We start from the raw sequence: 19,734 nt of genomic DNA on the forward strand, positions 1-19,734 counted from the left end.
CCACGGATTCCCGACCGGAGACCGTGCCGCGTAGCGGCACAGCAACCGGTAGAGAAGGCCAGAATCCTCGTCCTTCAGGACGAGGAGCATGTCAAACGCTGAAGGTGGCCGCGACCTCGATGGAGCACCTGGAGCAACTCGTGGACGAGCTGGCCGGCTTCGGCAGCACGACCACGAGCGTCGTCTACAGCCGGACACTGCCCCACCGCGGACCCATCCGGCCCTGACCGACAGGCGTCTCGACAGGCGCCCCAGAACCTCCGTCAACCCCCTAGAAAGGGCTTGCGTAACCTTGGCGGTGTCTCTGGCGGCAGCCATGGACGGGGGGAACACCAGTTACCCGAGCGAATCCGAAGGATCAGCGAACGTGTCCTTGAAGATCAGCCGTCCCGGGGTCGCCGCCCTGGCCCTCATGGCGGCGCTCATGGGCGTCGCCACGGCAGGACCGGCCATGGCAGCCACGCAGCCGACCACCACCGCGACGTCCACGGCCCTGCCCGGCCAGACGCCCGCCATACCCACCGAGTTCGTGGACCTGCCCACGAGCGCCCTCGTCGCCGACCAGGCGCGCCACGAGGTCACCGTCACCTACCGCAACGCGTCGTCGGCGGACCGGACGGTCGCCCCGCAGCTCCTCGTGGAGTCGCCGGACGCCGGGCCGTTCCTGAAGCCGGCCGACGTCCAGGTCGAGCGGCGCACCGCGACCGGCTGCTGGGAGGCCGTCGAACTCGGCAGCCAGACCGGCACCCTGTTCACCGACCTCACCGCCGCGCAGCGCACGCTGCACGCGGGGGAGACCCTCACGGAGGTCTACCGGATCACCGCCCTCGCCCCTGCGGCCGAGGGCACCGTGCACCCGAGGGTGGCGCTCTACGGCTGAGCCGCCACCAGCGCGAGGTGACACCGCCGGCTCCATGGCACTCGCCGTGGGGCCGGCGGTCTCGTGCGCGGGGGCGGCATGCACCCTGGGCCGAGAGACCAGGCGATGGGCCTGGTCCCCTGGGTGGACCCGCCGCCCGGCCCGTACTGCGTTCTGAGTACCGGCGATTGTCGGCAGCCGCACGACGACACGGCACCCCTGCTCCCGGGAGTCTGGGCAGACGTTCGAGTCCCAGATGTGGAGACCCCCTGCCGTGGCTACTTTCCTGTATCGAGTGGGCCGTCTGGCCTTCCGGCGGCGCTGGTACGTCGCCCTGGTCTGGGCGGCCGTCCTGGCCGCCGTCGGACTGGGCGCGCTCAAGGCCCCGGGCGCGGTCGACGAGGAGTTCTCGATGCCGGGCATCGAGTCGCAGAAGGCGTTCGACCTGATGGAGCAGCGCTTCCCCGGCGCGACCGCCGACGGCGCCACCGCGCGGGTCGTGTTCGTCGCGCCGGGCGGCGAGAAGGTGACCGCCACCGAGAACAGGAAGGCCGTCGAGGCGGCCGTGGCCGAGCTGGGCGACGGGTCGCAGGTCGCCGGCGCCGTCGACCCGTTCCAGGCGCGGGCGGTCAGCAAGGACGGTACGACGGCGTACTCGACCGTCACCTACAAGGTCGGGGCCAACGACCTCACCGACGCCAGCAAGACGCACCTGGAGGACACCCTCGCGCAGGCCCGGGACTCCGGACTCACCGTCGAGGCCGGCGGGACCGCCATGGACGAAGGGGGCGGTGCGGGCGGGATGGCCGAGGTCATCGGCATCGCGATAGCCGCCGTCGTACTGCTCGTCACCTTCGGGTCCCTCGCCGCCGCCGGGCTGCCGCTGCTGACCGCCGTCATCGGCGTCGGCGTCAGCATGGCGACCATCCTGGCCCTGTCCGACGCGCTCGGGCTGTCCACCACCACCGGCACCCTCGCCATGATGCTGGGCCTCGCGGTCGGCATCGACTACGCCCTGTTCGTCGTCTCGCGGTACCGGGAGGAGCGCGCCAAGGGCCGTACGCCGCAGGAGGCGACCGGACTCGCGGTCGGCACGGCCGGCTCCGCGGTCGTCTTCGCCGGGCTCACCGTCGTCATCGCGCTGGCCGGACTCTCGGTCGTCGGCATCCCGATGCTCACCAAGATGGGGCTGGCCGCGGCGGGCGCGGTCGTCGTCGCCGTACTCATCGCGCTGACCCTCGTCCCGGCGTTCCTCGGCTTCTGGCCGAACGCCGTGCTGTCGAGGCGGTCCCGCGAGAGCGGCCGGGTGGAAGAGGGCGGCGCCGACAACGGCGGCACCCGCTGGGCGCGGTTCGTGCTGCGGCGCCCCCTGCCCGTGCTGCTGCTCGGTGTCATCGGACTCGGGGCGCTCGCCGTGCCGATGACGGGTCTTCAGCTGGGCATGCCCGGCGACGAGGCCAAGTCGACCTCCACCACCGAGCGGCGGGCCTACGACGCGCTCGCCGAGGCCTTCGGGCCGGGCTTCAACGGGCCGCTGACCGTCGTCGTGGACGCCAAGGGCGACGAGGACGCCAAGGGCGCCGTCAGCGCCGTCTCCGAGGAGATCGCCGGGACGAAGGGCGTCGTGTCCGTCTCCCCGGCCCGCTTCAACGCGGCCGGTGACACCGCCGTCTTCTCGGTCGTGCCGTCCACCTCGCCGACCGACGAGAAGACCAAGGACCTGGTCACCACCATCCGGGGCGAACGGGCCGGGGTGGAGGCCGAGACCGGGGCGACCTTCGAGGTCACCGGCACCACCGCGATGAACATCGACATCGCCGACAAGGTGCAGGCCGCGCTGGTGCCGTATCTGATCGTGGTGGTCGGCCTGGCGATCGTGCTGCTGCTCGTGGTCTTCCGTTCGCTGCTCGTCCCGCTGAAGGCGGCCCTCGGCTTCCTGCTGTCGGTGCTGGCGTCCCTCGGCGCCGTCGTCGTGGTGTTCCAGCAGGGACACGGCGCCGAACTCCTGGGCGTGGAGCAGACCGGGCCGATCATGAGCCTGATGCCGATCTTCCTGGTGGGCATCGTCTTCGGGCTCGCCATGGACTACGAGGTCTTCCTCGTCTCGCGGATGCGGGAGGCGTACGTCCACGGCGAACCGGCCCGCCAGGCGGTCACGTCCGGCTTCCGGCACAGTGCCCGGGTGGTCGTGGCCGCCGCGCTGATCATGATCGCGGTCTTCGCCGGGTTCATCGGGGAGAGCGACTCCATGATCAAGATGATCGGGTTCGGCCTCGCCTCCGCCGTCCTGCTCGACGCCTTCGTCGTCCGGATGGCGATCGTGCCGGCCGTGCTCGCCCTGCTCGGCGACAAGGCCTGGTGGATGCCGAAGTGGCTGGACCGGATCCTGCCCGTCGTGGACGTGGAGGGCGAGGCGCTCAGCCGACGGGCGGACGCGGAGCCCGCCCCGGCCGAGGCGGCGGACCTGGAAGTGGCGCGCACCTGACCGATCGGCCCACCCCCCACCAGGGGCCGCCCGTGTCCGAGGACTGGGACACGGGCGGCCCCGTCGGCCGTCCGTGCCCGAGGTCGTCCACCATGGACCGAGCCCACCGACCGGAGAGCACCATGACCACCAGCCCGGAGCGGCGCTACGCGGAGCGCATCGAGGAATTCTCGGACCGCCACCCCCTCGCCATCGACGTGGTGCTGGTCATGGCGCTGATGGGCTGCGCCGTCCTCGGCAGCATGCTCACCCTGCCCGGCGCCGACCCGCCGGACCAGGACCGGACCGCCGCCGTCCTGCTGGGCGTGTCCTGCCTCGCGCTGCTGAAGCACCGCAGCCATCCGCGCACCGCCCTCGTCGTGTCCGCGGTCTGCGGCGTGATCGTGGTCGGCCTCGGATACCTGCTCACTCCCCTGCTGCTGGCACCTCTGATGGCGGCGCTCTACTGGCTGGCCACCGCGGCCGACCGCAGGACCACCCGCGCCTTCGGCATCCCCACCGTGGTGGCGGTGATCGTCGCGGCGGCGATCTCCGACTCCATGGACCATCTCTCGGTGCTGCTCAGGACGATCGGCCCGTTGTTCTGGCTGCTGCTGCCCCTGGCCGTCGGGACCATGACCCGGCTGCGCCGCGCCTACCTGGCGGCCGTGCAGGCCCGTGCCGAACACGCCGAGCGCACCCGGGAGGAGGAGGCCCGGCTGCGGGTCACCGAGGAGCGCATGCGGATCGCTCGTGAGCTGCACGACGTCGTCGCGCACCACATGGCCCTGGCCAACGCCCAGGCCGGCACGGCGGCGCACCTGGCGTTGACCAGTCCGGAGCAGACGAAGGCGATCCTCACCGACCTGACCGCCACCACGTCCTCGGCGCTGCGCGAGCTGAAGGCCACGCTGGGGCTGCTGCGGCAGAACGGCGACCCGGACTCCGCCCCGCTGGAGCCGTCGCCGGGGCTCGCCCGGATGCCCGAGCTGGTCTCCGCGTGCGCGTCGGCCGGGCTCAAGGTCACGGTCACCACGGAGGGCGAGCCGCAGGACCTGTCCCCGGGCGTCGACCTGACCGCCTACCGGATCGTCCAGGAGGCGCTCACCAACGTCACCAAGCACGCCGCCACCGCTGCCGCGCACGTCCGGTTCGCGTACACGGGCTCGCGGCTGATGATCACGGTCAGCAACGACGGCCCTGTGGCCGTGCGGGCCCCGAAGGCAGCGCAGGCCCCGCAGGGCGGGGGCTTCGGCGTCATGGGCATGCGCGAGCGCGCCCGCTCCATCGGCGGCGACCTGCGCGCCGGTCACCGGCCGGAGGGCGGCTTCGAGGTCACCACCGCGCTGCCGCTGCAGCCGTACGGCGCCGAGGGGCGCGCGGCGCCCGCGTAGTCGGCGGGCGTGCGGCGAGGCGGCCAGGGCTGGACCGGCCAGGGCTGGACCGGCCAGGGCTGGACGGGACCTTAGGCGGACCGGCCGCACTGAACCGTCCCCTGGGGGCAGCGGCCCTGCGTGCGAGAATGCCGGTGTTCTCCGTCCGTGCCCGTTCCTGCGCGCACGGACCCCTTCCGCTCCGCCCGATCCAACGAGGTTTCCGTGGCCAAGCCCGTCGCCCGTGAGCCGTTGCGCCGCAATTCGCGGGCCAACCGGGCGCGCATCCTGGCCACGGCCCGCCGGGAACTCGGCCGGAACCCGGACGTCACGCTGGAGGAGCTGGCGCGCGCCGCCGGTGTCGTACGACGTACGCTCTTCGGCCACTTCCCGGGGCGTGAGGCGCTGTTGGAAGCCCTCGCCGAGGAGGCCGCCGAGAGTCTGCGGAGCGCGCTGGAGGCCGGGGTACGGCCCACCGAGGGGGAACCCGCCGAGCGGTCGCTCGCCCGCCTCTCGTTCTCGATGTGGCCCGTCGGCGACCGCTACCGCCTGCTCCTGGCGCTGGCCCAGCGCGACCTGGGCGCGGAGCGCGTGGCCGAGGTCCTGTCACCGGCCCGGGCGACGGCCACGGCCATCCTGGAGCGGGGACAGCGGGACGGCGTCTTCCACACACACCTGCCGGCAGCCGCCTTGAGCGCGGGCCTCGAGGCGATGACGGTCGCCCTGCTGGAGTCGGTCAACGACGGGATCCTGGAGGACGACGGCACCCGCGTCGCCGTCGCCACGCTCATCGCGGCCGGGGTGCCGGAGGCACGGGCGTGCGAGGTCGCGGAGGCGGTGGCGGCTACGGCGGTGGTGGCGGAGTCGGCCGTGGAGTCGGGGGCCGGGGGCGACTGAGCTGCTGTGACGCACCGCTGACCGCGTCCAGGGCCGTGCCGGGGTGGGTGCGGTAGAACCGGCAGACGGTCTGGGCCGGTGCGAGCGATGTGCATGTTGAGGAGGACATCCACGCGCAGTTTCGACGTCCACGATCCCACCCTGGTGACACAACCGCTAGTTGTGGCGGGCTGGTGGCTAGTTGTTTGATCGCGTGCGCTTCGGGGTGCTGGGATCAGCGCATGTCTACTCGCACAGACCAGGTCATGTACGTCAAGACGCCCGAGTTCGTACGTCATGCGGAGCGGGTCGTGGAGGTGACTGACGTGACGTCTCGGCTCAACGCGCTGCCGTTCAGCGACAGCGAAGGTCGCGCGGAACTACTTTCCGTTGTGTTCGGCGGTCCGTTGCCGGAGTCGGTGACGATCTACCCGCCGTTCTTCACCGAGTACGGGCTGAACACGACGTTCGGGCGGAACGTCTTCGTCAATCAGGGCTGCACGTTCATGGACAAGGGCGGCATCCGCATCGGCAACGGCGTCATGATCGCTCCGAGGGTCAGCCTCATCACCGGGGGGCACCCGCTGCCCCCGGCCGAGCGCCGCGAGTACCTCTCCTTCGCCCCGATCGTCATCGAGGACGACGTGTGGATCGGAGCGGCTGCCGTGATCACGCAAGGAGTGACCGTCGGTGCAGGCTCGGTTGTCGCCGCCGGTGCGGTGGTCACCCGTGATGTTCCCGCCGGCACCCTGGTCGCGGGGGTTCCTGCTCGGGTGGTCAAAGCGATCGACTGAGCCCGCGGGCGAGCACGTCTGCGGTGTCCTCCGGCTGCGCGGCCGAGGAGACCGCAGACGTGCTCGGTGGCCTGTCCTCGATGTCCCGTCACGCCCGGCTGACATCGGCAGCCACTCCAGTACCGCAGCCGTCACCAGCATGCCGGCTCTGATTACAGCCGCGCCGACACCGTGGGAGTGAGCAGTTCCAGCGCTTCCTCCCAGCGGTAGCGGTCGGCGCCGCCTCCGGCCTTCGGCCGGTGCGGCTCGTACGAGCCGATCAGGACGCCCATCTCACGCAACCGCTCCAGGCTCTGCCGGTACGCGGGATGGGCAGCCTGTGCCGCATTCACGTACGGCAGGACGGCCGTGGCGATGCCCATGCCGTACGCCTCGCACAGGATGCCCAGTGCCAGGGTGTCGGAGATCCCTGCCGCCCACTTGTTGACCGTGTTGAAGGTGGCCGACGCCACCGCGATGGCGTCGGCGGGCGGCAACGGGCGAGGCTCTCCGGGCGAGCGCCAGGCCGAGCGGATCGGGTAGCCGGTCTGGGCCTCGACCGCCTTCGTGTCGATGAAGCCGAGGCCCTGCGGAGTGGCCCCCACCCACGTCCCAGTTCGCCTCCTGGGCAGCCGTGATCAGCTTGCCGACGCTGTCGGCGACTCCGGCCGCGCACACGACGACGTACAGGAACGGCTTCCTGGCCTGCTGGTCGGGCTGGTCGCTCACGCGGGGACTCCCAGTTGACGGCTGAAGTGATGCAGTGCGGGCAGCGTACGGCGACGGTCGCGGGCAGCCATGTCGACGTCGGGGTGTACGAGTTCGGGAAGGCGTCCCCGCGCACCACCACAAACCATGACGATCAGGTCGCGGGAAGCTGGTACGACAGCACGTACGCGTCCGCCGCCATCACCGTGTCGCAGACCTCCACGGCCCGCCCCTCGGAGTCGAAAGCGGTCCGAATCAGGTGGATGACCGGCACGCCGGAGGCCAGCCGGAGCGTCTTCACCTCGGCGGGCGAGGGCATCCGGGCGCGGATCTCCTCCTCGAAGTGGTCGAGGCGGTGGCCCAGTTCTTCGAGACGAGCGTAGATGCCGCCAGGGCCGGGGTTCGGCTCGGCGATGGGCGTACCGCGCGCGATGTCGAGCGGCAGGTAGGAGGTGGCGAACTCCACGGGCCGCCCGTCGAGTAGATACCGGCGACGCCGAGCCAGCACGCGCCTGACAGACCCGAGTCGGGCGGAGACATCCTGGCTGGCCTTCTCTTCCTTGACCTCCAGGCTGTCGACCTGGGGGTGACTGCCGGCCGCGTCCGCCTCGACGATGAATGCGGACTTGCCCTGCTCTCGGTGCCGTCGGGCGAACCGGTCGGAGGCGAGCCGCCGCACCGGCGGCCGGGGCCGGACGAAGACGCCTTTGCCGTGCTCTGCATGCACGAGCCCTTCTCCCTGGAGGATGGAGAAGGAGTTCCGGACCGTCATACGGGAGACCCCGTAATGCTCGACAAGTTCGGCCTCGGAGGGCAGCTTGTCGCCCTCTCTGAACCGCCCACGGTCGATGGCCTCGCGCAGCTGGTCGGCGATCTGCCGGAAGACCGCACGATCGCTCGTGGGGTCGAGATCGCCGAGGAGGCCGGAAGGGAGAGCACTCACGGGTACTCCTTTAGATATCTAGACGTGTGGGTGAGTCCAGTTGCTACGGTGGAGAGCCTAGCCATCCGAGAGGGCCGAGGAACGTGAGCACTGAACGCCCGCACTCCGTGAGCGTGGCCGGGGTCGTCGTTGACGCCCAGGGCCGGGCCCTCTTGATCCAGCGCCGCGACAACGGCAAGTGGGAACCGCCGGGCGGAGTCCTCGAACGCGAAGAAGCCATCCCCGAGGCCCTCCAGCGCGAAGTCCTCGAAGAAACCGGCATCAAGATCAAGCTTCCCGCGACCTTGACCGGCGTCTACAAGAACATGAAGGGCTTGATCGTCTCGCTGGTCTTCCGTTGCGAGGCCGCCGACGGCACGCCCACCACCGGTGACGAGACCCGCGCGCTGCGCTGGGCCACCCGTGAAGAAGTCTCCGAACTCGCCGACGAGGCGTACGCGATCCGCGTCCTGGACGCGATGGACGCGGCGTCTCCACCTGCCATCCGCGCCCACGACGGCGTGAAACTCGTCTAGCCCGAACCCGCTACACATGGCGGCCTACCAGCACGAAGGAACTTGTATGCACGAGTATACGAGTAGTACACGGGTCTGGGGGCTCACTTGCCCAGGATTTCCGGAAGAGGTGAGCCGGGCCCGCCGATGGACCCGCGACATCCTGCGCGGCTCGCCGTTAGCCGAGGACGCCGAGCTGATCGTGAGCGAGCTGAGCGCGAACGCGATCCTGCACACGGCCAGCGGCGCGGAGTCGGGCAGCTTCCACTTGGCACTCGCCGTCTCCCCGCAGGCGATCGCCCTGTCAGTAACGGACGACGGAGGCACTGGCAACGCCCCGAAGGTCGAGGACCAGGACCAGGACGCCGAGCACGGCCGAGGCCTGGGCATGGTCAGCGTCATCGCGCACCGGGTCGTGGTCCACGAGACCGATGGCGGCCACACAGTCACCGCGGAACTCTTCGCGCATCCGCGCCCTGGAGGCCACCCGTGCTGATGGACAAGCCGCAGTGGGGCTACTGGTGCGAGTGCTGGACCGAGGACTTGGACGAGCAGCGGAGGCCGGCGCTTCTGGCATCGATCGACGCGTACTCGGCGGCACAGGCAGACAGGTGGGTTGCGATCGCCCTGCGTGCGATCACTCCGGCACTGGATTCCGAAGCCTCCGACGAGGCGTGGGACTGGCTGTACGAGGGCCGCATTGAGACGCGTCGAGCCCTCCTACGGTCGGAGCCCTGCGCTGTGTCGATCACCCAGGACCGCATCCGCGTGACATGGACGATCCGCCCCGTGCTCTTCGTACCGTTGGCCCACCGCCAGGGTGTCGAACTCCCAGCCTGCGCGTACTCCTTTAAGCCTGGAGCCCTTGAACACCCGTCCTAGCGGCAACGCCGCACGAGAGCCTCAGTCTTCTCGACCCAGTCGAGGTACCAGTGAGCGAATCCAACCCGCCCGAGGGGACTGAACCGTCCGTCCCCTGCACGCTCATCGAGCCACACTTGCCCGCGCTGTGGGCCAGACACCACCAGCCAGTCGAAGTAGCCGCACCCTTCGTGGCTGAGGCACACAGCGCCGGACAAGAGCCAGTCGGACAGCTTCTCGTCCTCCTCCAGCCAGGCACGATACGCCGCGTCGAAGGCTGCCTCGCCCTCGAAATCGGACTCGACGGGCTCCTTGCGCTCGTGCTCGGCCTGAGCACGCACACTCTCTTCCACATCCGGGCAAGGGACGCGCAGTCGCTCGTGGACGGTGCCGCCGCCGGGGTCACTCCACAGCCACCCGGCATCCGTGCGGGCCAGGGTCGTGAGTCCATAGAAGGGTCCGGCACCGCCGGCGCCGACTTCGAGAAGGAAGGCCCGGTAGTCGGCAGGCAGCGAGACACCCCACTGAGCCTCTGCCTCGGCGACACTCGCTTCCGACAACGGTTCAGCAAGCCGGAAGCGGTGCCCAGTTCCCCCGTACTTACCCCACGCGCCGAAGACCTCCCGCGACTTGTCAGCACGGGCCAGACTCTCCACCCGCTCTCGGACACCGCTCCAGATGGTCTCCCCCATGAACCGAAGCGTAGGCCAACGGATCTACGCGGTGCGGACACGCAGCCAAGCCGGGACACGCGGAGTCAAGCATCAGGTGAAACCACAGCGTCAACCCTCCACCGACGCGGAACAGCCCACTCGCACGACTGAATTACAACTTTCTCTACTGGTTCAAGGCGGCTCGCTCCGCTCCCCGCGCGCGGCCCGGCCCCCGGCCGGGCCTGCGCCCCTGTCTCCGCCCCGCTCCAGCCCGACCGACGCCCGCGCCGCGCACAGAGCAGTTAGCCATCTGGATCACTCGCACCAAGGGAACCCAATCGGCATCCGCTTCACCGACCCCTCATTGCCGCCCCAGAATTCTGGCCGCATCAACTAGGTCATTAGCGCGAATCTTTGCCGGATAGATTCGGACAGGAGCGCTAGAAAAGTCTCCTTTCGGTTCACCGCCCCGGTGAAACAGATCGCTAGCTTCGGGTTCGAGTAGCGACCCATTCTCCTTGAGAGTCGGGGCGCGTTTGCAAAACTCCAACTCAAACTCATGAACGTGTGCAACTAGTTGCCCGATGTCCATTCCCAGCCATTGCGCCGCCGTTGCCAGGTGATCGACGTCTTCACGCAGTTCGTCTAGATCAGTCAGGTTTCCCTCATGCTCCAAATCATCGAGAAGACTCCATGCCACTTGCCCGAGTTTAAGGCGTAGAGCGGTTCTCTCAACTTGCTCAGGTTGCCGATACCGCATGGCGAAGCTCCGAGCCGTTGAAAAATGAGCGGGCTCGAATACCTCATCAAAGAAGAGACCTTGCAGGTATCCTATGAGCCATTCCCGGAAAGCGCGCCAATGTGAGGCGTTAGACATACTGCGCGTGAACCACAGATGAGACATCATCTCTTCCCTGCCCGTGATTCGCGCAGTGGAAAATACTTGGGCCAACGCTACTGGGATCCATTCCTCTTTTTCCATTTGATGAATCCTGATAAAGTCCCAGACTGTTTGCATCCTGCGCTCAGCAGATAGCGGCGGCATAACCTTCCACCGCTGCAAGACATTCCCATAGGCCGGATGAAGCTCATAAATCCCTGAAGAGAAAAGCCGCAGCATGGATTCGATAAACGCCCTGCGCGTCCCCTCTCCCCCCGGCCCCTCGATAGCTAAAGGCATAGCAAGCCGGTCGATGCTGATTTGAGCATCCTCATCCGCTAATCCCCCGTTGCTCAGCCAAGACGTCAGCGGGCTCTCCCTGGGCGTAACCAGACGCTTTAGCACTTCCACTTGCGAAAATGTGACAGCGCTGGCTAGAAGCCCTTCGATGGCTGCCGTGTCAGCAGAGAGTCGAAAGGCTACATAGTCGCCGATGGACGCATTGGCAAACATCACCACCGGAAACGAATAATATTCGCTTACTTCAATGAAATCGCCATCCATTGCACGCATGGCCTGACGAATCTCATTCTTAGTGGCTGTCTCACCAATTTCCTGCATGTACCGAGCCGTAACCTCCATCGCGTCATCGAAGAGCAAGACTGGAAACGTACTAAGCACCTGCAGAATACATCGCTGAAGGTGGGTTAGTTGGTCCTCGTAGATTCCCTTCCACAGGTCCAACGGAGACTCAAAAGAATGGAACAGCCCCAGCGCCAACTCTCTACTGGTTAGCGTCGAAGCGTCTTCTTCGCATGCAGCGCTAGCTACCCGATCGACATAAAAGTGCGACAACCTTGGGTTGAAATTTCGATGATTGAGAACTTCAACCCATTCCGCCTCTGCCAAAGATTGCTGCAATACCAGACTGGCTCCAGAAAAGAAGATCTGCCGATAAAGAATTTCCGCCCTCTCGCGTGCTGTCATGTCTGAGGAATCCATGATGATGCGAGATAGATCCAGGCTCGAGTCCTGAAGTCTATGATGGTCCATTTTCGCGCTCGCCAAGATGTATTCGCGCGTAGTTAGAATTACGCGCAGATTATCTGAACGGCGGGCTTCCTGAAGTATCATGACAATGCGTGCGTCTTCGTTCTTTCCATGCAGAAAAGCAGTTCGCAGGGAAGACCCCAGAAAGTCGTCGTAGAAGACTACCTGCCGCCTCTCATCATCTAGGACTTCTTCCGCCTCATCGATACTGTTGACCGCTACGATAGGTTCCCATCCTGCGGAAATGCATTCACCGATCAAGATTTTTGCTGCCGAAGTCTTTCCGACGCCTGGCGGCCCCGACAGAATTACCGCCCCCTCTGATTCGAGGATGCCTCTTGCCCTATCAACATCGCGAGTGTTGACGAGGTAGGTACTATCTCTAGCGAGTTCCTCTACAAGGTGCCTACTTCGCCTCATTTCTTTTGCGCGAAGGACACGCTGCAGATTAAGTGTGTTACCCACCCAAAGCTTAAAGTGGCGTTGCTCGACTCGAGGATGTCGGGCCAGCATGGCTTCAAGGTCTTCCCGCCCCAATATCTGAGAGGCGGGGAAGCTGTCACCATACAGCTTGGCAATTTCATTCTTTCCGTGGATGCTGAGAGGTGCAGTGGTGACGGCAAAATAGCGAAAGCTGAGGCAATGGATACCGTGCTTTGCTTCCTTCTGGAAGGCTGTTCTAAGGCGAGCCAAGGTTGCCGTCGGGTAATGTTTAACTTGCGCTACCGCGAAGTTTCCGTCTGGAATCCGCAAAGGTGGGGCACACGGTCCGTTGACTCTCAGGTCAACGCCCCCGTCGGCCCCCGCTTGAAATCTCTCCACATGAACGTCCCACTCCGCGGACAGGAGATCGCAAACGATCTCCTCCGCGTCGCGGTCCGAAAGTTTCCCCCATTGATACATGCTGATTCGCCTCCCCTGAACGCTACAACAAAGTGTGTCCAGCAGAGGTCGAAATGCACAACCATCTTGACTGCGTTTGAAATTCCCAGAGGGGCGACGCGTCTGCTCGCGGTACGCGCAGCCGGGGTGTCTAGCTCCGTCGAGACGCGAACGGTAGCGGGGCCGGGCTCGGTGGGGGTGCGGCGAGACACACGCGCGCCTAGTCGGCCGACGAACCCGCCGTCGTGGCTGACTGTCGTCGGCTGAGGTTCGTGCCACAACCGTGCCAGATGCAGCAGTCAGCCACGGTCAACAAGGGTGTCTCGCGGTTCCACTCGCAACCGCCTCACCAGGTATCGAAGCCCCAGGTCACCAGCACCGTGTCCCAGCCTCTCTCCTAAAGTGGTTGTCCAGCCCGCTTACCGAGTCCACACCCGCTGGAACTCCTCGGCCGGGATGGTCTCCAGCAAGTCCTCTTCAGGATCGATCGCTTGGTCTGTCAGGAAGCCGTGCTCGTCTTCCAGGTGCTCCCAGCTGTACCGGTGGAGTTGGCCAGCCGGAGTCAGCTCGGCTTGCTTGATGGCGATCAACTCGCCGCGGTCGGGTACGGCCTCGATGTACCACAAGCCGCCCTCCTCGTCAGTTCCGCGGAAGTGGTGCCGCAGAGTGGCGTTCTCATCGAGGGCTCGGAAGTACGCCACGGTCTCTGCTTTGATGCGCTCCAGGTCAACCACGGGACCATCGTGCCAGCGAGCGAGCGCGGGTTGCTCCGTTCTGACATCAACGACGCCGGACGCCAGCACTCCTGGGCGGTCCGACATGGCCAGCGTGGCCGGGTGGTTCCCCGGCAGTGCCGAGGAGGGATCGAACTCCTAAGGCGGGTGTCGCAGGTTCGAATCCTGCCGGGGCACAGCGAAAGGGCCAGCTCAGGAGGGTTTCCTTTCGGGCTGGCCCTTCGTTCTTTCAGGTGCCGTGCCACAGGCGTGCCACTACGGGCCCGCAGGGTCCTTGTCGGAGGGTTCGGTGACCGCTCCCCACCACCCCGGATCATGGCACCGAGCCGGTCAGCGATGGCCCGGTCACGGTCGCTGGTCATGTACTGGTAGATCAGCGCGGCCCGCGAGCTGCTGTAGCCCGTGAGGGTCATTAGCTCCCGCGTGCTGGCCCCAGCCGTGGAAGCGAGCGTATTGCCCGTGTGCCGAAGGTCGTGGAAGTGCAACTCGGCCGTGATGCCGGCGATTAGAGAACCCATCTGTCCCCGAAGGCTGTGTTTCAGCAGGTCAACGCCACTGAAAGGCCCTGAGCAACGCAGCTTCCCAAGCTGAGAGCGCGAGTGCGATTCTCGTCCCCCGCTCCACTGCGAGCCCTCAGGCCGGTGACCCGGGGTGGCAGTCGGGCGACGGCCCGGCGACCGGCGGGACGGCGGCTCGGTGACCCTCTCGCCGGAGATGCTTCCGCCCTGCCGATCCCGGGGTGACGACGACCGCAGCCCTCCTCCATCCAGCGAGCGGCAAGCACCGGAACGGGACCGGGACTTCCCGCTCGCGCGTCCGCTCATGCAGGAGACCCCATGAGCCGACCCGCCAAGACCGACTCCTTCGTGTACCCGGTGTGGCTGCACGCCGAGCTGGCGCTGCGACGGCACGGGGGAGGTGCGGTTCGTCAGCACGGCCTCCGCGCTCGGTCTGACCCCGTACATATTCCTGAGCATGGCCTCCGGCACGGACTGGCGGGACGCGCGGGATGGGTCGTACTCCGTCCCCCTGCGGCATGAAAGGACGGAGCCGGGCGTCCCCTCCTGGCACCGTCCCGAGCCGTGCGCCGCTCAAGGCTCGGCCCGTTCAGGGGTGATGGCGTCTCAGGCGACGCCCGTGCGGGCATCCCGGGCTTCCCGGGCCTCGGGTGCTTCCTGGGGCTCCGGAGTGCCCCCGGCGCCGCGCTCCTCGGCTGCCTTACGGCGGCCCGGCAGCACCGCCAGGGCGATCAAGGTCCCGGCGGCCATGGTGATCCCCCCGACCAGGCTGGTCTGCGCGATGCTGTGGGCGAAGGCCTCGTGGACGGCGTCGATCAGGGCCTAGGCCTGCTGGGCGCCGCCCGCCGGGTTCTTCGCGACCTCCTCGGCCACCGCCAGACCGGCGCCCACGGAGTCCTTGGCCGTCTCCAGCGCAGGCGGCGTCCGGCCCCCTGCGGCACGTCGACATCACCGCCCACGACATACCGGCCCACGGCACCACCCGCCCCCTGCCGGTGAGCGAACTCTCGCTCCGGCTCGACGGGTTGACGAAGTCCGTCGACGACAGCGAGGCACGGGCGCGCAGCGCGGAGGCGACCGCCTTCCTGTCGTACCGGGACGTCTCGGACACCCTCGGGCTGGAGATCTCCCAGGGCGACCGCCCCGGCCAGGTGAAGGCGGTCGTCCTCCTGCCCTTCGACAAGGAGGTCACCGTGACCACGACCGTCTCGGTGGCGTCCCAGAACCGCATCGTCTTCAAGGACTTCCACGTCGCCGGCGGCCCGTTGCCCGCCGCCGGGAGCGCGGTCCTCGACAAGGTCTTCCAGCGGCCCGTCGAGCTGCGGAACATCCCCGACGGCCTGCGGTTGCGTTCGGTCACCACCACGGCCGACGGCCTCAGCGCCCATTTCTCGGGCCGCTCCGTCACCTTCCGGTCCGAGAGCGCGTGAACGCCCGCCGGGCCGGGGGCGCCCGACGGTATCGGTATTCCTACGGATGGCGGTGCGGGGCGGCGCGGTCTTTCCTGGTCGCAGAGCCGGACGACCCGACGCCCGACGCCCGACACCCAGCGTCCCGATCCCGAAGGAAGCCCACCATGAGCCCCAGCGGCGCGCAGCCTCCGACCCTCGTCCTGACCGGAGGACAGGTCCTCACCGTCGACCGGGACTTCACCGTCGCCGAGGGCGTGGCCGTGCGCGGCCGGGACATCGTGGCCGTCGGGAGCGACGCGCGGATGCGCGCGCTGGCCGGGCCCGGCACCCGGGTCGTGGAGCTCGCCGGGCGGACCGTGCTGCCCGGCATCAACGACTCGCATCTGCACGGGGCCGCGTACGGGATGACGAAGCCGCCCTTCGCCCTGGCCGTCGGCCACCCCGCCGTGGGCTCGATCGCCGACGTCGTCGCGGCGGTGCGGGTGGCGGTACGGGCCGCCCCGCCCGGCGAGTGGATCGTCGGCCTCGGCTGGGACCCCGGCTATCTCGCCGAATGCCTGGCCGACCCGCGCCGCTTCCCGCACCGCCGCGACCTGGACGCCGTCGCGCCGGACCACCCCGTCTGCCTGACCGACTTCTCCTCGCACATGGTGTGGGCCAACTCGGCGGCGCTGCGCCACTGCGGTGTCGACGCCGGTACGGTGCCGCCGGCGGGCGGTGTCATCGACCACGACGCGGACGGGGAGCCCACCGGCATCCTGCGGGAGGCCGCCCAGCGGCTCGTCCAGGCCGCGCTGCCCACCCCCACGATCGAGCAGCGCCGCCGGGCCATCCAGGGGGTAGTCCGGGAACTGCACGCGCGCGGCATCACCAGTTACACCGAGCCCGGCCTCGGCCCCGGCGGCACCGGAACCCTCTTCGGCGGCCTGAGTACCGACAACTGGACCGCGTACGCCGAACTCGTCGCCGACGGTGAACTGCACGCCCGGGTCAGCGTGCTGCTGCTGCCCGCGCCCATGGGCGGCTCGGCGGACGACCTGCGCGAGGGGCTCGCGGAACTGCGGCGCCCGCGGTCGGCGGACCCCCGGCTGCTGAACGCCATCGGCGTGAAGATCTTCGCCGACGGGGTACCGCCGAACCGCACCGCCTGGATGAGCGAGCCCTACACCGAGGGCGGCCACGGCGCGCTGTGCGTACACGGCGGCACCCCCGCCCTCCAGGTCGGCGAGCTGCGGGAGATGATCCGGGTCGCCCACGAGGCCGGGTTCCAGCTGGGTGTGCACGTCACCGGGGACCGGGCCATCGACACGGTGGTCGACGCCTTCGCCGCGGCCCAGGGGTCCGTGCCCCGCCCCGACGCCCGGCACTACGTCATCCACGGCGACTTCATCGGCCCCGGCAGCCTGGCCGGGCTGGCCGCGCACGGCTACGGCGTCAACATGAACCCCGCCATCAAGTGGACCGTCTCCGATCTGATGGACGAGGTCGTGGGACCGGAGCGCTCGGCCTACCAGTGGCCGGTACGGGCGGCGGTCGAGGCCGGTGTCCGGGTGTGCGCGAGCTCGGACGCGCCGATCACCGAGCCCGACTGGCGGCAGGGGGTCGCCTCGATGATGCTGCGCGAGTCGAAGGCCACCGGCCGGCCGAGCGGCCCCGAGCAGTGCGTGCCGCTCGCCGACGCCCTGCGCGCCTACACCGCCACCCCGGCCTGGCAGGACTTCGCCGACGACTGGAAGGGCACCGTCGAGCCGGGCAAGGCGGCCGACCTGTGCGTCCTGGACCGTCCGCTCCTCGACCTCGACCCGCACGACATCACCGACGTGCGGGTCGACCTCACGGTCTTCGACGGACGGGTCGTCCACGAACGCTGACCGGGCGGGGTTCCGGGAGCCCTTACCTGCGCGGAGTACCGTGCGGCGAGATCGCCCGCCCCCTGCGGGCTTGTTCGCCACCGCACGGAAGGACCGACCCTGAACACCCCGCTCGCGGAGACCCTGTCCGTGGCCATGCTCGCCCTCGTGCTGGTCTGCGCCGTCGTCCGTCCCTTCAACTGGCCGGAGGCCGTGGTCGCCGTCCCGGCCGCGGCGCTGGTGGTGGCCACCGGTGCGATCTCCCCCGGCCACGCACTGGACGAGGCCGAACAGCTCGGACCGGTGATCGGCTTCCTCGCGGCCGTCCTCGTCCTCGCCCAACTCTGCGACGACGAGGGGTTGTTCCAGGCGTGCGGGGCGTGGATGGCACGTACGGCGGCGGGCCGGCCGCGCCGGCTGCTGGCGCAGGTGTTCCTGGCCGCGTCGGCGATCACGGCCGTACTGAGCCTGGACGCCACGGTGGTGCTGCTCACCCCGGTGGTGTTCGCCACCGCCGCCCGGCTCGGCGCCCGCCCCAAACCGCACGTGTACGCCTGCACACACCTGTCGAACACGGCCTCCCTGCTGCTGCCGGTGTCCAACCTGACCAACCTGCTGGCGTTCGCGGCCAGCGGGCTGAGCTTCACCCGGTTCGCCGCGCTGATGGCGCTGCCGTGGGTGGCCGCGATCGCCGTGGAGTACGTGGTCTTCCGGCGCTTCTTCGCCACCGACCTGGACGCCGGGGCGCAGGCCCCGCCCACCGGCGACGCCCCCGAGCTGCCGTTGTTCGCCCTGGTGACCGTGGCGTGCACGCTGGCCGGGTTCGTGCTGACGTCGGCCCTCGGCGTCGATCCGGCCTGGGCGGCCCTGGCGGGCGCGGCGGTCCTCGCCGTACGGGCCCTGCTGCGCCGCCGTACGACGCCGAAGGCGCTGCTGCGCTCGGTGTCGCTGCCGTTCCTGGCGTTCGTCCTCGCCCTGGGGATCGTGGTCCGCGCGGTCGTGGACAACGGCCTCGACACGGCGCTGGGTCACCTGATCCCCGACGGGACCGGGCTGCCCGCCCTGCTCGGCGTCGCCGTGCTGGCCGCCGTACTGGCCAACGTGATCAACAACCTGCCCGCGGTCCTGGTCCTGCTGCCGCTGGCCGCCGCGTCCGGCCCCGGCGCCGTCCTCGCCGTGCTGCTCGGGGTGAACATCGGGCCCAACCTCACCTATGCCGGTTCGCTGGCCACCCTGCTGTGGCGGCGTATCGTGCACGCCCATGACGCGGAGGTGGAGCTGGGGGAGTTCACCCGGCTCGGCCTGTACGCCGTGCCCGCGAGCCTGTGCGCCTCGGTGCTGGCACTGTGGGCGTCACTGGCCCTGATCGGAGCTTGACCGGAGCCTGACGGAGGAGGCTGGTCCCATGGCGGTGGTGGTCGTCTGGATCGTCGAGGGCACCTGGCCCGCCTGCGTGGACGCCGCGCGACGGCACGCGCCCGAGGACGCCGAGATCGTCCTGCTGCACGTCACCGGGCACGATGTCGCGGACGTCGCCCACGGCGCGTTCGCCGGGCTGCTCGGCCGCGGCCACCCGTCGGGGCGCCGCCCGGCCGAAGGCTGGGGGAGCGATCCCGGCACCCGGGTCGAGCACCTCGCCGCCGCCTCCGCCGAGAATCTCCTCCAGGCCGCCGCCGACCGCCTGGGCCGCCCCTGCACCCGCGTCGAGCGCACCGGCCGCGTCGAGCGCGAGGTCGTCGCCGCGACGGACGGCGCCGAACTGCTCGTCCTCGCCCGCGACGGCGACCGCACCCGCCTCGGCCCCCACAGCCTGGCCCCGTCCAGCCGCTTCGTCGTCGACCACGCCCCCTGCCCCCTGCTCCTGGTCTGGCCGGAGCCCGCCCCGGACCTGACGACGCTGCCGCCTCCGCCGCCCCGGCCCACGGCGCAGTGACCTGACCTGACTTGCCCCTGACGGAACGGCCCTGGTCAGCTTCCCGGCGGGGCGGTGGCCTCCGTTGGGTACGGCCTGACGGCCGGGGTGTCTGTCACGGGCCCCCTCGCGCCGCCCGCCGCCGGCAGCGGCCGATGCCACGGCGTGCGCCGCCTTGCTACCGGGATTCATTCGCAGTGCTCCGGCCTTCAGGCCGGGGGTGAAGCGAATCTGGTGGGTGCGACGCGGAGCGTCGCGGTGTCCTTCCGGCGGAGCCGGACCCTGCTCCGTGACGGTGACGGGTCGCTCGTATGTTCCCGGTGACGACATGGGTTCGACGTGCCTAGTGTGATCGTCGTGCAGCTCCGGTATTCCTTCCGCCTGTACCCGAGCCCCCCGAGCCCCGCGAGTTCACGCAAACTGAAGGGTTCTCGGCGGGAACTCAAGGGTCCGTCGTCGTGCTATGCGGAGTTGCTTCCGTGGGTTCGAGGC

Annotated in this window: 16 protein-coding genes and 3 pseudogenes; 13 read left to right on the forward strand and 6 right to left on the reverse strand. The window is 68.9% G+C overall.

Annotated features, from left to right (window positions below):
- Positions 1–89 precede the first annotated feature (89 nt).
- The 6 genes and pseudogenes from ACFU95_RS48235 to ACFU95_RS48260 all read left to right on the forward strand — a co-directional run.
- Positions 90–227, forward strand: a pseudogene (locus ACFU95_RS48235) (Lrp/AsnC family transcriptional regulator); the annotation flags it as partial.
- 140 nt (positions 228–367) lie between these two features.
- Positions 368–880: a signal peptide protein gene (locus tag ACFU95_RS48240; RefSeq protein WP_383843359.1), complete on the forward strand. Its 513-nt coding sequence runs from the start codon at positions 368–370 to the stop codon at positions 878–880.
- A 253-nt stretch (positions 881–1,133) separates the two neighbouring features.
- Complete coding sequence (locus ACFU95_RS48245) at positions 1,134–3,344, forward strand: MMPL family transporter (protein ID WP_383843363.1); 2,211 nt, start codon at positions 1,134–1,136, stop codon at positions 3,342–3,344.
- A gap of 122 nt (positions 3,345–3,466) precedes the next feature.
- On the forward strand, positions 3,467–4,717 hold the full coding sequence (locus ACFU95_RS48250) for a sensor histidine kinase (protein ID WP_383843366.1): 1,251 nt from the start codon (positions 3,467–3,469) through the stop codon (positions 4,715–4,717).
- A gap of 204 nt (positions 4,718–4,921) precedes the next feature.
- Positions 4,922–5,593 carry a TetR family transcriptional regulator gene (locus tag ACFU95_RS48255; protein ID WP_383843369.1) on the forward strand — a complete coding sequence of 224 codons (672 nt, stop codon included), beginning with the start codon at positions 4,922–4,924 and terminating at the stop codon, positions 5,591–5,593.
- A 245-nt stretch (positions 5,594–5,838) separates the two neighbouring features.
- Positions 5,839–6,366 carry a sugar O-acetyltransferase gene (locus ACFU95_RS48260; RefSeq protein ID WP_383843392.1) on the forward strand — a complete coding sequence of 176 codons (528 nt, stop codon included), beginning with the start codon at positions 5,839–5,841 and terminating at the stop codon, positions 6,364–6,366.
- A 152-nt stretch (positions 6,367–6,518) separates the two neighbouring features.
- Here the strand turns inward: ACFU95_RS48260 and ACFU95_RS48265 are convergent.
- A pseudogene (locus tag ACFU95_RS48265) lies at positions 6,519–7,074 on the reverse strand (flavoprotein).
- A 133-nt stretch (positions 7,075–7,207) separates the two neighbouring features.
- Entirely contained in the window at positions 7,208–7,996 is a 789-nt protein-coding gene (locus tag ACFU95_RS48270; protein WP_383843372.1) for a GntR family transcriptional regulator, read from the reverse strand.
- A gap of 107 nt (positions 7,997–8,103) precedes the next feature.
- Between ACFU95_RS48270 and ACFU95_RS48275 the strand changes: the two genes are divergently transcribed.
- From ACFU95_RS48275 to ACFU95_RS48285, 3 genes are read left to right on the forward strand one after another with little or no spacing between them, the layout of a single operon-like run.
- The gene (locus ACFU95_RS48275; protein ID WP_383843395.1) at positions 8,104–8,511 is read left to right on the forward strand and encodes an NUDIX hydrolase; all 408 of its coding nucleotides are present in this window, start codon (positions 8,104–8,106) and stop codon (positions 8,509–8,511) included.
- A gap of 46 nt (positions 8,512–8,557) precedes the next feature.
- Positions 8,558–8,986: an ATP-binding protein gene (locus ACFU95_RS48280; RefSeq protein WP_383843375.1), complete on the forward strand. Its 429-nt coding sequence runs from the start codon at positions 8,558–8,560 to the stop codon at positions 8,984–8,986.
- A complete protein-coding gene (locus ACFU95_RS48285; RefSeq protein WP_383843398.1) occupies positions 8,986–9,372 on the forward strand; it encodes a hypothetical protein in 387 nt (128 codons plus the stop codon). Before ACFU95_RS48280 ends, ACFU95_RS48285 begins: the two co-directional genes overlap by 1 nt.
- Here the strand turns inward: ACFU95_RS48285 and ACFU95_RS48290 are convergent.
- The 4 genes and pseudogenes from ACFU95_RS48290 to ACFU95_RS48305 all read right to left on the reverse strand — a co-directional run.
- Positions 9,369–10,043, reverse strand: a complete 675-nt coding sequence (locus ACFU95_RS48290; protein ID WP_383843377.1) for an SMI1/KNR4 family protein — start codon at positions 10,041–10,043, stop codon at positions 9,369–9,371. The two genes, ACFU95_RS48285 and ACFU95_RS48290, sit on opposite strands and share 4 nt — an antisense overlap.
- 322 nt (positions 10,044–10,365) lie before the next feature.
- Entirely contained in the window at positions 10,366–12,837 is a 2,472-nt protein-coding gene (locus tag ACFU95_RS48295) for a hypothetical protein (protein WP_383843380.1), read from the reverse strand.
- Positions 12,838–13,235: 398 nt separating this feature from the next.
- The gene (locus ACFU95_RS48300) at positions 13,236–13,550 is read right to left on the reverse strand and encodes a hypothetical protein (RefSeq protein ID WP_383843383.1); all 315 of its coding nucleotides are present in this window, start codon (positions 13,548–13,550) and stop codon (positions 13,236–13,238) included.
- Between the two features lie 1,124 nt (positions 13,551–14,674).
- Positions 14,675–15,001, reverse strand: a pseudogene (locus ACFU95_RS48305) (MFS transporter); the annotation flags it as partial.
- Between the two features lie 29 nt (positions 15,002–15,030).
- On the opposite strand from ACFU95_RS48305, the gene ACFU95_RS48310 reads away from it, so the two are divergent.
- The 4 genes from ACFU95_RS48310 to ACFU95_RS48325 all read left to right on the forward strand — a co-directional run bounded on the left by ACFU95_RS48310 (position 15,031) and on the right by ACFU95_RS48325 (position 19,263).
- Entirely contained in the window at positions 15,031–15,498 is a 468-nt protein-coding gene (locus ACFU95_RS48310) for an LmeA family phospholipid-binding protein (protein ID WP_383843401.1), read from the forward strand.
- A 146-nt stretch (positions 15,499–15,644) separates the two neighbouring features.
- On the forward strand, positions 15,645–17,351 hold the full coding sequence (locus ACFU95_RS48315) for an amidohydrolase (RefSeq protein ID WP_383843386.1): 1,707 nt from the start codon (positions 15,645–15,647) through the stop codon (positions 17,349–17,351).
- A 99-nt stretch (positions 17,352–17,450) separates the two neighbouring features.
- The gene (locus ACFU95_RS48320) at positions 17,451–18,707 is read left to right on the forward strand and encodes an arsenic transporter (protein ID WP_383843404.1); all 1,257 of its coding nucleotides are present in this window, start codon (positions 17,451–17,453) and stop codon (positions 18,705–18,707) included.
- A 28-nt stretch (positions 18,708–18,735) separates the two neighbouring features.
- On the forward strand, positions 18,736–19,263 hold the full coding sequence (locus ACFU95_RS48325) for a universal stress protein (protein WP_383843389.1): 528 nt from the start codon (positions 18,736–18,738) through the stop codon (positions 19,261–19,263).
- Positions 19,264–19,734 lie beyond the last annotated feature (471 nt).

It is taken from the genome of Streptomyces sp. NPDC057623, from assembly GCF_042800355.1.
Taxonomy (GTDB): Bacteria; Actinomycetota; Actinomycetes; order Streptomycetales; family Streptomycetaceae; genus Streptomyces.

Coding starts and splice junctions, on each gene's coding strand:
- ACFU95_RS48250 (WP_383843366.1), top strand. CDS start 3,467: ATGACCACCAGCCCGGAGCGGCGCTACGCGGAGCGCATCGAGGAATTC.
- ACFU95_RS48260 (WP_383843392.1), top strand. CDS start 5,839: ATGTACGTCAAGACGCCCGAGTTCGTACGTCATGCGGAGCGGGTCGTG.
- ACFU95_RS48280 (WP_383843375.1), top strand. CDS start 8,558: ATGCACGAGTATACGAGTAGTACACGGGTCTGGGGGCTCACTTGCCCA.
- ACFU95_RS48285 (WP_383843398.1), top strand. CDS start 8,986: ATGGACAAGCCGCAGTGGGGCTACTGGTGCGAGTGCTGGACCGAGGAC.
- ACFU95_RS48290 (WP_383843377.1), bottom strand. CDS start 10,043: ATGGGGGAGACCATCTGGAGCGGTGTCCGAGAGCGGGTGGAGAGTCTG.
- ACFU95_RS48295 (WP_383843380.1), bottom strand. CDS start 12,837: ATGTATCAATGGGGGAAACTTTCGGACCGCGACGCGGAGGAGATCGTT.
- ACFU95_RS48315 (WP_383843386.1), top strand. CDS start 15,645: ATGAGCCCCAGCGGCGCGCAGCCTCCGACCCTCGTCCTGACCGGAGGA.
- ACFU95_RS48325 (WP_383843389.1), top strand. CDS start 18,736: ATGGCGGTGGTGGTCGTCTGGATCGTCGAGGGCACCTGGCCCGCCTGC.